A 13094-nucleotide genomic window follows, 5' to 3' on the forward strand; every position below is an offset into this window, starting at 1 on the left:
TAAATGGTAAAACTTCACAGAGAAGATTTCTTGACTTACATGATACAGAATGATACAATAACCACAGCTTAGTGGAAAGAGCTTTTCAGTTTAAGCGAAACAGATTTTTACTATAAATAAGAAAAAAGGAAAATATTATATGGAGACAGAACACTTAAATGATGAATTGGAAATAGATTTGATAGATCTTCTGCTATATTTGAAAAGGAAGATCTGGTTGCTTTTGCTGGGACTGCTGGCAGGGGTTCTGCTCTCTGCATTATTCACTTTTAAGATCGTGGAACCCATGTATGGAGCATCTTCTATGATCTATATGAGAGGAGCAGGAAATACAATATCATCTCTTCAGGATTTGCAGATCGGGGCGGAGCTGACAAACGATTACGAGATTATCTTTACCAGCCGTCCAATTCTTCAGGAAGTCATCGATGAGTTGAAATTGGACATGGACTATAAAGAGCTTCAGGCGAGAATAGAACTTTCCAATCCTACAGATACTCGAATCTTGAAAGTAGAATATAAGGATAAAGATCCTAAGATGGCTAGCAAGGTTGTCAATACGTTGGTTCAGGTGAGCATGGACAGTGTCAAAGAGATTGATGCAAAAGAGCCTTATTTGGTTGAGGAAGCAGTTGCTGACAATGAACCGGTATCCCCATCGCCGAAAAAGAATTTAGCGGTAGGTGCTCTGGCAGGATTGTTTTTGGTAGGTATGGTGTTAGTGATCCGTTATGTATCCAATGATAAGGTATGCGGAGAAGACGATGTGACGAAGGCTCTTGGAGTTCCGGTTTTCTGTATTATTCCAGAGAGTGCTAGTATGCTTTACAAAGGTCAGAAAAAACGGTAAGAGAGGACAGACGAAATGCAGGCGAAGATTGTATTACCCAATGAAGAGTTAGAGTACGGGGCAGCGGAAGCGATCAAAACTTTGCGTACAAACATCATGTATAGCGAGGATGTCAAAGCTATTATGCTGACCAGTACAATGCCCAGCGAGGGAAAGTCGACCGTTTCTTTGGAGTTGGCGAGGAGTTTTGCGGCATTAGGAAAGAACACGGTATTGATGGACTGCGACATGAGAAAATCCTATCTGGTGAGACGTCTTGGAATACAAGAGAAAATCCAAGGAGTGAGTGAATATCTGTCTAAACAGAGCATGAAAATTGTCTATCGAACTTCCGACCCGAATTTGTCGATTATTTTCAGCGGCAGTTATCCGCCGAATCCGTCGGAATTATTGTCAGGAATACGTTTTGAAAGTTTGATGGAGACGCTGAGAGATGCGTATGACTATATTATTGTGGATGCTCCGCCTATGGGAGATTTGGTGGATGGAGCGATCATCAGCAGACAAGTGGACGGTACTCTTTTAGTAGTGAGAAATGATTTCGTGAAGACGAAAGCTGTCAAGAAGGTAAAGCAGCAGATCGAACAGAACGGTGGAAGAGTTCTGGGAGTTGCCTTGAATAGAATTAAGAAGAATCAAAAAGGCGCTTACCCTTATGGGAAGAAATATTATAGTTATGAGTATAAAAAAGAGAAGTAGATTTTGGTTAAAAATTGCTGTTGTACTGCTAGCTGTTTTGACGGTGGCGATTGTCTTGTGGAAAATATGGCCTGACGAGGAGAAGAGCCAGGTAGAATCCAGTAATGAAAGGGCATACCGCCATATAGAAGTAGATGGTAAGCAATATGATTATAATACAAATATGCTCACGCTGTTATGCATGGGGATTGATACTACGGATGATTCAGAAGGTCAGTCAGATGTGATTGACCTGATGGTTCTGGACAGAGAGAATGAAAAAATGAAAATTCTTTCATTTTCTCGAGATTCTATGGTTCCTATCAGGATTTTCGATGCCAGTGGAAAATCCTTGGGTTGGGAGGAACAGCACTTAGCGCTGGCTTCCTCTTATGGTTCAACTCAAGAGAGGGGCTGTCTTTTGACTTGCGAGGCAGTTTCCAAACTGATATGGGATATCCCCATTGTATATTATGCAGGAGCAAACTTATCCGCATTTGAACAGTTCCAAGATTTAGTGGGAAGTTTTACGGTTCAGGTGCCGGATGATAGTCTGGCAAGTCTGGGAGAAGAGTATCAAAAAGGCAATACGGTGACGATCACTTCGGAAAACGCAGAACTCTTTGTGCGGTCAAGAGACACAGATGTGGACTTTTCGAATACGTCGCGTATGCAAAGGCAAAGGGTATATATCGATGGATACGTTCAGTCATTGAGGAAGCAATTGCAGGAGGACTTCAACGGCACAGTGACTAGGGCGACAGGTTTGTTGTCCCAGGTAGTGACGAATATCTCAATCGACGAAGTGTCAGATTTTGCGAAAATGATCATGGACTATGAGTTTTCGGCGGAAGAGGACTACATAGTGGTGGAAGGCAGTGAGAAAAAGGGCCTTTTCCACGATGAGTACCACATCGATGAAACCGAATTGCAGAAGTTGATACTGGAAACATTTTATACACAAAAATAATAAAAATAGGAGGCGCAATATGAGTAAAAAAGGCTTAGTAAAAATGATTGCAGGCTGTCTGGCAGTAGTGATGACCGCAGCTACAGTGATGGCAGCACCAAGTCCAACCAAGAACGGTGCAGTATCTCAGGATTTCACTTTTACTATCAATGGTGAGAAAGCTGACCCAAGTAATTATAAGGCTGAGTTTAAGACTGATTTGGAAGACTTAGGGTTGGACAAGGCAGTCTTAGATACAATCAAAGATATCAATAAGGACCCAGAAAAAGTAAAAGATATTCTGACAGATTCTAAAACTCTGGTGGCAGAGGATGATGACATTGATGTTTCTAAGTTAGAGATGCTGACACAGATTCAGGATTTGTCTATCGTGGACGCAAAGTCTGGTGACATCGTAAAAGATGCAAAAGATGTGACAATGACATGGGAAGTAACAAACCTGAAAGAAGGTATTGGAGAAGTACGTGTTCTGCATTACAGCACAACGAGAAACGTATGGGAAGTTCTGAAACCTGAGAAAGTTGATTTCCAGCAGAAAGCGATCACTCAGGAATTTGAAGATCTATCTCCGGTAGCAGTTGTCTATGTGCCGGCTGATGCAAAATAAAAGATTAAACTTATAATCCTGCAAAGAAAGCGGCTTTACCGTAGGGGTAAAGCCGTTTTTTTGTGTTTATAGGAAAGACGTTGTTGCGTTAATGTGAAAAAGAGAAAATCTTTCCTATTGATGGGTCTCTCATCGAGAAAAAATTTTTCTTAATATACAACTGATAATTCCGGCGATACCTAGCTTGAACAACAGATCAAACATGGAACCGTAGACCATGAGGGCTCCTCTGACACCAATCAGTGGGGCGGGAGTTTCCGGAACCATGAAAAACAGTATCTTGGCGGCGAAAGAACCGGTGCAGATTAGGATGAAAGAAAACATCCCACGGCCTGTATCTGATTTAAAACTGCGCCCTTGTCGGTTGCTGACTCTAGGACCGGAGGTAGCCCAGAGGAAAGAGATTATTTCGAACAGCAATAGAACTAGAGCGACTGCGACATAAGCGCCAAGTATATAATTGCGATCAGAGACTACTGTGGCGATGGCACCGTAAGTAGAATGGTTTGTCCAGAATTTATAGGCCATCAGACAAGTGATAAGGAACATTAAAATTAACGAAGCTGTCTTACATATCTTTTGGATAACTGAGCTGGTCGCTTTGACACTGGCATGCGCTGTCTTTTTTACGGGTGAGGCAAAATTAGGAATCCTGCGAGCTTTCTTTTTACGTTTGTCCCGGGACGGAGAAGCCTTCTGATAATTCTGTCGGGATTTGGGTTCTGAAGAGCGACGATAGTCCTTCTTCGTGTATCCAGATTTTGGGCTTCTTTCAGAGGGGGCTCGGTAAGGCTGAGAATAAATGTCTTCTGAAAAATTACTGTCGATTGAGGTCTTGTATGTAGGGTAATCATTTTGGTCATCGACGGGAATTTCTGGAAACTCTTCTTCGTAGGTGACTTCAAAATTTTCATCAAAAATATCTTTTCTATTTTTTGTGTCCATAAACTTTCTCCTTATACGTAGTTAGGGACTCTCGGAAATTCTTTTTTTCATCTTTACAGAGGATAAACATCATTTCATGAATTTGAGAATGAAACGATTTCGAGAGTATACGGATTTATTTTATAAGGTTATTCAGGCTGTTGCAAGGGAGATAACAAAAAATTTAGAAAGATATCAGTTTTTCTTTAGACTTATTAAAAGAGATTTTGTGTCCTGTAAGATGCTTAAATGAAGCGTACCAGGCGCTCCCGTCTTTTGACTAAGAACAGGAGCGCCCGGGTGGAACTTATTCAGCGGCCTTCTCGGCAAATTCCGTGTTTACCAGGTCTTCATAAGGCGTTCTTTCTTCGAGCTCATTTGCACCTTCGAGGATATCCTGTAGCAGATCAAAACTTTCCTTAGAGAAGATCAAATTATCAGCCCAAGTATCCTGGTCATAATATCGGGTAATAATAGTTGTGATGGTATTTAGATCAGTATCTGTGAATTGTGGTTCAATAACCTTGGCAATTTCCTCCGGAGTGTGATTCTGAACATAGTCCATACCCTTTTGGAGGGCATTTGTAAAACCTTGGATAATGTCAGGATTTTTATCCATATAACTTTGTTTGGCGGAAAAAGCGGTATAAGGAACGTAGCCGCTGTCTACTCCGAGGGAAGCTACGACATGGCCTTTTCCCTCTGCCTCAAGGCTTGTAGCGCCGGGCTCGAATTCAACAGTAAAATCCCCCTGTCCTCCGGAAAATGCGGCAGCTGTGGAGCCGAAATCAATGCTTTGGTCGATGTTTAAGTCATTTTCAGGATCGATTCCATTTTGTTTCAAGATATATTCAAATACCATCTCAGGCATGCCACCTTTTCTTCCGCCGAGGACGTCACTGCCTTTTAAATCTTGCCAGGTAAAACCGGGCATCTCTTCTCGTGCTACTAGGAAATTACCTGCTCGCTGAGTGAGCTGAGCAAAGTTGACTACAGGGTCGTTCGCACCTTCTTGATAGGCGTAGACAGAGGCTTCTGCTCCCATGAATCCGATGTCAGCTTCACCTGATAACACAGCAGTCATGGTTTTGTCAGCACCAAAGCCTGTGACTAGAGTTAAATCAATTCCCTCTTCTTCGAAGTATCCATTCTCGATGGCCACATACTGAGGAGCATAAAAAATAGAATGTGCCACCTCGTTTAGAGTGACAGGAGTTAATTCTTCCTTAGACTCTGTGGAGGCCGGAGCTTCTGTAGGGGTATTTTCTTTTTCACAGCCGGCTAAACTTACAAGACATAAGCTACCTAGAGCTACCCATGCAAACAATTTCTTTTTCATAAATTCCTCCTAAAAATATTACACAATTCTAATATATTATGGACCGGGAAAAAAGTGCTAGTATTATCTTTTGCCAGGTTAGAGGGCAGATGCAAAAACTGGTATGAATCGGAACTAAAGGAAATAATTTTTAAAAAAAGTGGTTCAGCCGTTGCTTTTTCGCGTATGCCCGTATTATACTGAGGAAAAGGAGAAAGGAGCAAGTACTATGATAAACGAAAAAGTAGCAGTGCTATTAAATCAACAGATTAATGCGGAGTTTTATTCTGCTTACTTGTATTTGGATTTTTATAATTTTTATGTGGAGCAAGGTCTGGATGGATTTGCAAATTGGTATCAAGTGCAGGCCCAAGAGGAGAGAGACCATGCAATGTTGATGATGCAGTATATGCAGAATAATGACTTGAAGGTCACACTAGAAGCGATTGAAAAACCCAATCTGAAATTGAGTGAAAATATGGACCCTCTGAGAGAAGGGCTGAAACATGAGAAGTATGTGACGGAATTGATTCACAATATCTACGATGCCGCATACTCGGCAAAAGATTTCCGCACGATGCAGTTTTTGGATTGGTTTGTCAAGGAGCAAGGGGAAGAGGAGACGAACGCAAACGATCTGATTAAAAAAATGGAATTGTTTGGTTCAGATCCGAAGAGCTTGTATATGTTGGACAATGAGCTGGCGGCACGTACCTATGCTGCTCCTTCACTGGTGCTGTAAGCTATGGGGGATGATGGTATGAGACCAGAGAATCGCGAATGTGACTTGGAGGAGACGATACAGACGAAATTGTTGAGAAAGCAGCTGTTTTATTCGCGGTTCACCTGTATCGCGGTGGTGGCGTTTTTGTTGATTTTTGCGGTGGCTTTGCTGCCGAAAGCGACGCGGGTTTTGAAAAATTTGGACGAGGTTACTTCTGACTTAAACGAGGTGGATTTCAGCGGTTTAGCGTTGGATACGGAAGAGAACCTTGAAAAAATCAATGAGTCTCTGGAAACTTTAGATATGGAAGCTCTAAATCATGCCATTGAAAATCTGGACGAGGTAGTGGATACTCTGAGTCAGGCTGTAAGGCCATTGACAAATTTTTATGAACGCTTTGGAAATTGAATCATCCGGGAAGCAGTTTGGCGCAAAAGGGAGATTCATGTTAGTAGGAGGATTGAGAGATGAAAATCGGTTTTATAGGATGCGGGAATATGGCTTCTGCTATGATTGGGGGAATTCTGGAAAAAGGAATTTGCAGTAAGCAGGAGATTATCGTATCCAACCGGACTGTGGAAGGTAACGAGAGAAGTAAAAAAAATCTGGGGGTGAATGTCACCTTAGACAATTGTCAGGTCGTGAGAGAGACGAAGACAGTCGTATTGGCTGTGAAGCCTCAGTTTTATGAGGAAGTGATCGCCCAGGTGAAGGGTTTAATTACAGAAAAACATGTGATTATATCGATTGCGCCTGGAAAGACCCTCAGATGGCTGGAAGAGAAGTTCGGCAAACCTGTAAAAATTGTGCGCACAATGCCTAATACACCTGCACTGGTGGGAGAAGGTATGACAGGCGTGTGCGCGAACTCCTATGTTCAGGATATTGAGATGGCAGGTATTAAAGAGATCTTAGGAAGTTTTGGAAGATATGAGGTAATTCCAGAGAGACTTATGGATGTGGTGGTGTCTGTCAGTGGCAGTTCGCCAGCTTATGTTTTTATGTTTATTGAGGCGATGGCTGATGCAGCTGTGGCGGATGGAATGCCCAGAGCTCAGGCGTATGAGTTTGCTGCCCAAGCAGTAATGGGAAGTGCCAAGATGGTCTTAGAGACTGGCAAGCATCCGGGAGAACTGAAAGATATGGTATGTTCTCCGGGAGGAACGACTATCGAGGCTGTTCGGCAGCTTGAGAAAGGAGGATTCCGCAGCTCTATTATTGAAGCAATGAAGGCATGCGTAGAGGTAGGCAGAAAGATGTGAGACAACAAAAAAGGTATGGCCTTTGTGGGGCGATACCTTTTTTTCCAAAATATATAACGGCAAAAAGCCTTTTCAAGGATTCTGAAAAGGTCCAAAAGTATGTTTAAATTATGATTCAGCGGAATTCATTTTCAGTTGCTCAATCTGCAGGCGAATGTCCGCCTGGGCTTTGGGAGGCAGGCTAAGATAGTCTTCAAGGACAGCAAGATCTTCTTTGGTGAGTACATCTGCTGGAAGTTTTGCGGTAATTAAAGTATTTAGATCAACACCTAATATTTCAGCAATTGAGGAAGTTATTTCCAGAGAGGGAGAGCGCTGTCCATTTTCATAATTGCAGTAACTTTGACGCTGGATATGAAGTTTATGGCCCATATAAGCTTGTGTATACCCTCTTGCGGTACGTAGGACTCTGAGATTATTGGGAAAATCCGAAATGTTCATACCTTCTAACCTGTAATTCCTCTCAATTTACTTTCTTTAATATATTCTATATATGTAGATTATAGCAAGAAAAGATCGAAAAAACTCGAGGGGCAACAAAATGAATACATAAAATGTCTAAAAACCATGGAGGTTATTAAATGTGTAAATTATTAGAGCTTAGCCTGCGGTTAAGAAATAAAAAATGGTGGTTCTCTCGTGTTTTAGGAAATGTATTAATCCAAATTCCAGTACTTTATTCAAAGTGGATTGAATTCAGTATCCGTAAAGTTCAACTTCCAAATATCAGTGAAAGTCAACTGCCCTGATTGTGCTGGGGTTAAGCTGATATGAATGGGTGCTGGCTTAGGTAGCTATTGTGGAATTTCTCTGAGAATGTGACTTCTTCTCCCAGCCAGACAGGAGGCTGATAATTAAGAGCAGTCTGTTCGTCGGGGAATTCCACTTCAGCCAGCATAAGACCTTTGTGAGCGCCGTGGAAGATGTCGAGTTCAATTTGCAGGCCCATGTCTGCTGGTATTATATACCGTGTTTTTTTGATATATACACCGTCAGTTTTAGTACGCAAATGTTCATAGGCTTCTTTGGTCAGCGGTAGATTATATTCTTCTCTGGACATGAAGCCTTTGGATTTGTATGTCAAAAAATAAGAATCGTCCTGACGGCGGATTCGAACCACCGGTTTTGTGCAGAGGTATCCCTGTTCGATTTCGTGAAAGGGAAAGTCTAATTTTATTGTGTCTGTACGGTGAGATAATAAACTTTCCGGCAATTCTCTGATTAAAAATTTTCGTTCGATTTCCATAAGCATTCTCCTTCTTTAGTATTGACGTTCTAGTCATAAGTATACTGATTGAATTTGTAATATTCAACAAGTATTGTTTTATGTAATAGAAAAGACCTTGTCACGCTAATGCGTGAAAGCCCTTTTCCATTACATAAACGCTCCGCTAGGGATGCACACGCCGCAATAAGGCAGTACACCGCAAGGCGGCGTTGCGGCGGCGCGCAAGTGGGACTAAGCCCCTCAAGATTGAGGGAATGGGGAGTTGAAGTGGGCTTGCCCACTTTGTTTTGTTATAGGAAGAACTTTATTGCGAAATGTAAGGGCGTTCTTCCTATTCTCATATTTCGGCCTTCAGCCTTTGTAATCCCTGTTGTAATGAAAAAGTAGAGATGTTATAATATTGACAAATTTAGTGTATTCTTTCGATCATATGGGAAAGAATGGAAATATTGGATGAACGATGTATTTTCATATTTTGTGTCGAGGAGGAGCGGACGATGAGTAGAGTGTGTGTTTTTTTTGCGGATGGACTAGAAGAGGTGGAGGCACTGACTGTGGTAGATCTTCTGCGAAGAGCTAAGGTAGAGGTAACTATGGTGTCTATTCACGAGAAGGAAGAAATCTTAGGAGCCCATGGAATTAAGATTCAGGCGGATGCGAGGATGTCCCAGATAGATGATTATCAGGAGTTTGATATGGTATTTCTGCCGGGCGGAGGCACAGGTACGGACAACCTGGAAAACAGCGGGAAGGTCAAGGAGGTAGTCAGTGAATTCGCAAAAAAGGGTAAGAAGGTAGCTGCAATCTGTGCGGCGCCAAGGATTTTAGGTGGATTGGGATTATTGGAGGGTAGGAGATGCACTTCCTATCCTTCCGTGACAGATAGACTTCTCGGTGGAGTAGTGACTGAGAACGCGGTGGAGACTGATGGAAATATCACCACGAGCCGTGGAGTTGGGACAGCTGTGGATATGGGTTTGGAGCTGATTCGTATTCTCTGCGGAGAAAAAAGGGCTGAGGAGATACGAGAAGAGATTGTATATCGTAGGATGTGAAAAAGCTGAATAGCTGGCAGGGGAATCCGTAAAAAACACTAGCTATTTCAGGGATTGTATGCTATACTACGATAATGACTGTGAATATGGAGAGGTATGCCACTTTTCCATTTTACATATAGAATTAAGGAGGAAATATCAAGAATGAGTTTACAAGTAGAAAAAATGGAGAAAAACATGGCGAAACTTACGATTGAAGTTTCAGCCGAGGAATTGGAAAAAGCAATCCAGGGCGCATACCTGAAAAACAAAAATAAGATCACTCTGCCTGGATTCCGTAAAGGAAAAGCTCCAAGAAAGATGATTGAGAAGATGTATGGCACAGGCGTGTTCTTAGAGGATGCAGCCAATGCCCTGATTCCTACGGCATACTCTGACGCACTGCAGGAGTGCGATCTGGAAATCGTCTCCCAGCCGGAGATTGATGTGACTCAGCTAGAAGCTGGAAAGCCATTTATTTTTACTGCTGAGGTAGCTGTGAAGCCAGAGGTGACTCTTGGAGAGTACAAAGGTGTTGAGATTAAAAAAATAGAGGTAGAAGTTACAGAGGAAGAGATCGAAGCTGAGCTGAAAAAAGAGCAGGAGAACAATTCCAGGACCATCGTTGTGGAGGACCGCGCTGTTGAGAGCGGGGATATCGCTACCATCGACTTTGAAGGATTTGTGGATGGAACGCCGTTCGAGGGTGGAAAAGGAACGGACTATCCGCTGACCATCGGCTCCAACACGTTTATCCCAGGATTCGAGGATCAGTTAATTGGGGCGAATACCGGAGATAAATTGGATGTGAATGTGACTTTCCCAGAAGAATATCAGGCAAAAGATCTGGCAGGCAAGGCAGCTGTCTTTAAATGCGAGATTAAAAAGATTGAGAAGAAAGAGCTTCCGGAGCTGGATGATGAGTTTGCAAAGGATGTATCTGAATTTGACACTCTAGACGAGTACAAGGCAGATATCAAGAAAAATCTGACAGAGAAAAAAGAAGCCGATGCAAAACGTCAGAAAGAAGACGAGGCGGTGGACAAAGCTGTAGAGAATGCTTCCATGGAAATTCCAGAAGCAATGATTAAGACTCAGGTAAATCAAATGGTAGATGATTTCTCCAGAAGAATGCAGGCACAGGGTCTGTCTATGGAGCAGTACTTCCAGTTCACTGGCATGACCATTGATAAACTGATGGAGGAGATGAAACCACAGGCACTGAAACGTATTCAAACCAGATTGGTTTTGGAGAAGATCGCTGAGGTAGAGAACATCCAGCCGTCCGAGGAGAGAGTCGAGGAAGAGATCGGCAAGATGGCTGAGATGTATAAAATGGAAAAAGACAAACTGAGAGAACTGATTGGAGATATCGAATTAGAACAGATGAAGAAGGATATGGCTGTTCAGGACGCAGTGACTTACATTGCGGATGCAGCTAAGGAAGTTTAATTCGACGCATTGACGGGAGGCGTAGTTATGAGTTTAGTACCATATGTCGTTGAACAGACGAGTAGGGGAGAGAGAAATTACGACATTTATTCCAGACTTCTGAAGGACAGGATTATATTCCTGGGCGAAGAGGTGAATGATGTGACTGCCAGCTTGGTAGTTGCACAGCTTTTGTTTTTGGAGTCCGAGGACGCTGGAAAAGATATTCAACTGTATATTAACAGTCCAGGTGGCTCTGTGACCGCTGGCATGGCGATCTACGACACAATGCAGTATATCAAGTGCGACGTATCTACAATTTGTCTGGGATTGGCAGCGAGCATGGGTGCTTTTCTTCTGGCAGGCGGTGCAAAGGGTAAGAGAATCGCACTGCCGAACTCTACGATTATGATTCATCAGCCTTCCGGTGGAGCGCAGGGTCAGGCTACAGAGATTCAGATTGTAGCAGATCATATTGCGAAGACCAAGAGAACTCTGAATGAAATCTTGGCGGCGAATACCGGTCAGCCATTGGAAGTAGTGGAAGTGGACACAGACAGAGACAATTATATGTCTGCGCAGGAGGCACAGGCATACGGTTTAATTGACAAAATTATTACACACAGATAAAGAACGGGTAGGGCTCTTGTCCATCAGATGGGAGCCTTATATAACTTAGTATGCAAGGGATGCACGGGTAAACTGTGCGTTACCTTGCATAGCTGTTATAGAGAAGAAAGGAAAGGGAAAGATTTCCATGGCAGATAGAATAAAAGAAGGGAAAGTAAGGTGTTCCTTTTGTAATAAATCGGAAGATCAGGTACGTAAACTGATTTCCAGCTTAGATAAGAGTGTATATATTTGCGATGAGTGTATCGAGATTTGCAATGAGATTATTGAGGAGGAAGGCCTTCTCTATGAAGATATGCTGACTTCAGACATTAATTTGATGACGCCTCAGGAGATTCACAACTTTCTAGACGAATACGTCATTGGACAGGATGAGGCGAAGAAGGCATTGTCTGTGGCCGTCTATAATCACTATAAGAGAGTGATGGCGCCGAAGAGTCTGGATGTGGAGCTGCAAAAGAGCAATATTCTGATGCTGGGTCCCACTGGTTCTGGAAAGACGCTATTGGCCCAGACGCTGGCGAAGCTTTTGAATGTACCATTTGCCATAGCGGACGCGACCACACTGACCGAGGCAGGTTATGTGGGCGAGGACGTGGAGAATATACTTTTGAAAATTATCCAGGCTGCGGATTACGACATCGAGCGTGCCCAGTATGGAATTATCTATATTGACGAGATTGACAAGATCACGAGAAAATCTGAAAATGCATCCATCACCAGAGATGTATCCGGCGAGGGTGTACAGCAGGCTCTGCTTAAGATTCTGGAAGGAACTGTTGCCAGTGTTCCGCCCCAGGGAGGAAGGAAACATCCTCATCAGGAGTTTATCCAGATTGACACGACGAATATTCTGTTCATATGCGGCGGAGCTTTTGAGGGGTTAGAAAAGATCATTGCCACGAGAAAAGACCAGAAGTCCATTGGCTTCGGCGCGGATGTGAGAAGTGCGAAGGAGCACAATGTGGGAGAATTGCTCAGAGAAGTAATGCCGGAGGATTTTATCAAGTTTGGCTTGATTCCTGAATTTATCGGAAGAGTTCCAGTAGTGGTGTCGTTGAATGCACTGGACGAGGAGGCGCTGATACGAATTTTGCAGGAGCCGAAGAATTCTCTGGTGAAACAGTACCGAAAGTTGTTTGAGTTGGACGGCGTCGAATTGGATTTCCAGAAAGATGCATTAAAACTGATTGCGGAGAAATCCCTGGAGAGAAAAACTGGAGCCAGGGGACTTCGTTCTATTATGGAGTCAACAATGATGGATTTGATGTATCAGGTACCATCCGACCACACGATTCAGAAGTGTGTCATTACAAAGGAGGCTGTGGAAGGGACAGCCGAACCGGAGATTACCTACGGGGAGGCCGGAGCGCAGGAGCCCAAAGCTCTTAGAAAAGCCCGGAAAGGAAAACCAGAAACCGCCTGAGACAAGGAGGGA

General features: G+C 43.1%; 16 protein-coding genes. 12 read left to right on the forward strand and 4 right to left on the reverse strand.

Going from position 1 to position 13094, the window contains the following annotated elements; genetic code table 11:
* Positions 1-139 precede the first annotated feature (139 nt).
* The 4 genes from BLHYD_RS02235 to BLHYD_RS02250 are packed head-to-tail and all read left to right on the forward strand — an operon-like array spanning position 140 to position 3105.
* Positions 140-850: a YveK family protein gene (locus BLHYD_RS02235; RefSeq protein ID WP_005947201.1), complete on the forward strand. Its 711-nt coding sequence runs from the start codon at positions 140-142 to the stop codon at positions 848-850.
* A 15-nt stretch (positions 851-865) separates the two neighbouring features.
* Positions 866-1549 carry a CpsD/CapB family tyrosine-protein kinase gene (locus BLHYD_RS02240; RefSeq protein ID WP_005947203.1) on the forward strand — a complete coding sequence of 228 codons (684 nt, stop codon included), beginning with the start codon at positions 866-868 and terminating at the stop codon, positions 1547-1549.
* Positions 1527-2498 carry an LCP family protein gene (locus BLHYD_RS02245; RefSeq protein WP_005947204.1) on the forward strand — a complete coding sequence of 324 codons (972 nt, stop codon included), beginning with the start codon at positions 1527-1529 and terminating at the stop codon, positions 2496-2498. The genes BLHYD_RS02240 and BLHYD_RS02245 overlap by 23 nt, the downstream gene beginning before the upstream one ends.
* A 19-nt stretch (positions 2499-2517) precedes the next feature.
* Positions 2518-3105 carry a hypothetical protein gene (locus tag BLHYD_RS02250; protein WP_005947206.1) on the forward strand — a complete coding sequence of 196 codons (588 nt, stop codon included), beginning with the start codon at positions 2518-2520 and terminating at the stop codon, positions 3103-3105.
* Positions 3106-3234: 129 nt separating this feature from the next.
* Here BLHYD_RS02250 and BLHYD_RS02255 read toward each other — a convergent pair whose 3' ends face one another.
* Complete coding sequence (locus tag BLHYD_RS02255) at positions 3235-4050, reverse strand: hypothetical protein (protein WP_005947208.1); 816 nt, start codon at positions 4048-4050, stop codon at positions 3235-3237.
* 286 nt (positions 4051-4336) lie between these two features.
* Positions 4337-5368, reverse strand: coding sequence for an ABC transporter substrate-binding protein (locus tag BLHYD_RS02260; protein ID WP_005947211.1), 1032 nt, complete (start codon positions 5366-5368; stop codon positions 4337-4339).
* Between the two features lie 208 nt (positions 5369-5576).
* On the opposite strand from BLHYD_RS02260, the gene BLHYD_RS02265 reads away from it, so the two are divergent.
* The 3 genes from BLHYD_RS02265 to proC are packed head-to-tail and all read left to right on the forward strand — an operon-like array spanning position 5577 to position 7333.
* Positions 5577-6089 (forward strand): ferritin, encoded by a 513-nt coding sequence (locus BLHYD_RS02265; protein WP_021845739.1) that lies wholly within the window; start codon positions 5577-5579, stop codon positions 6087-6089.
* Between the two features lie 18 nt (positions 6090-6107).
* Entirely contained in the window at positions 6108-6479 is a 372-nt protein-coding gene (locus tag BLHYD_RS02270) for a hypothetical protein (RefSeq protein ID WP_021845740.1), read from the forward strand.
* A gap of 59 nt (positions 6480-6538) precedes the next feature.
* Positions 6539-7333 carry a pyrroline-5-carboxylate reductase gene (proC, locus tag BLHYD_RS02275; RefSeq protein ID WP_005947217.1) on the forward strand — a complete coding sequence of 265 codons (795 nt, stop codon included), beginning with the start codon at positions 6539-6541 and terminating at the stop codon, positions 7331-7333.
* 108 nt (positions 7334-7441) lie between these two features.
* Here proC and BLHYD_RS02280 read toward each other — a convergent pair whose 3' ends face one another.
* Positions 7442-7774: a helix-turn-helix transcriptional regulator gene (locus BLHYD_RS02280; protein ID WP_005947218.1), complete on the reverse strand. Its 333-nt coding sequence runs from the start codon at positions 7772-7774 to the stop codon at positions 7442-7444.
* Positions 7775-7914: 140 nt separating this feature from the next.
* Here BLHYD_RS02280 and BLHYD_RS02285 point away from each other — a divergent pair, with 140 nt between their 5' ends.
* A complete protein-coding gene (locus BLHYD_RS02285; RefSeq protein WP_021845741.1) occupies positions 7915-8082 on the forward strand; it encodes a hypothetical protein in 168 nt (55 codons plus the stop codon).
* A gap of 11 nt (positions 8083-8093) precedes the next feature.
* On the opposite strand, the gene BLHYD_RS02290 is transcribed toward BLHYD_RS02285, so the two are convergent.
* Entirely contained in the window at positions 8094-8579 is a 486-nt protein-coding gene (locus tag BLHYD_RS02290; RefSeq protein ID WP_040350443.1) for a CYTH domain-containing protein, read from the reverse strand.
* A gap of 479 nt (positions 8580-9058) precedes the next feature.
* Here BLHYD_RS02290 and BLHYD_RS02295 point away from each other — a divergent pair, with 479 nt between their 5' ends.
* The 4 genes from BLHYD_RS02295 (at position 9059) to clpX (ending at position 13082) form a co-directional block, all read left to right on the forward strand.
* Complete coding sequence (locus tag BLHYD_RS02295; protein ID WP_021845743.1) at positions 9059-9616, forward strand: DJ-1 family glyoxalase III; 558 nt, start codon at positions 9059-9061, stop codon at positions 9614-9616.
* 144 nt (positions 9617-9760) lie between these two features.
* Positions 9761-11047, forward strand: a complete 1287-nt coding sequence (gene tig, locus BLHYD_RS02300; protein ID WP_021845744.1) for a trigger factor — start codon at positions 9761-9763, stop codon at positions 11045-11047.
* Between the two features lie 27 nt (positions 11048-11074).
* On the forward strand, positions 11075-11656 hold the full coding sequence (gene clpP, locus BLHYD_RS02305; protein ID WP_005947228.1) for an ATP-dependent Clp endopeptidase proteolytic subunit ClpP: 582 nt from the start codon (positions 11075-11077) through the stop codon (positions 11654-11656).
* Positions 11657-11783: 127 nt separating this feature from the next.
* Positions 11784-13082: an ATP-dependent Clp protease ATP-binding subunit ClpX gene (gene clpX / locus BLHYD_RS02310; protein ID WP_005947230.1), complete on the forward strand. Its 1299-nt coding sequence runs from the start codon at positions 11784-11786 to the stop codon at positions 13080-13082.
* The last annotated feature ends 12 nt before the right edge of the window (positions 13083-13094 follow it).

The organism is Blautia hydrogenotrophica DSM 10507 (genome assembly GCF_034356035.1).
GTDB lineage: Bacteria > Bacillota > Clostridia > Lachnospirales > Lachnospiraceae > Blautia_A > Blautia_A hydrogenotrophica.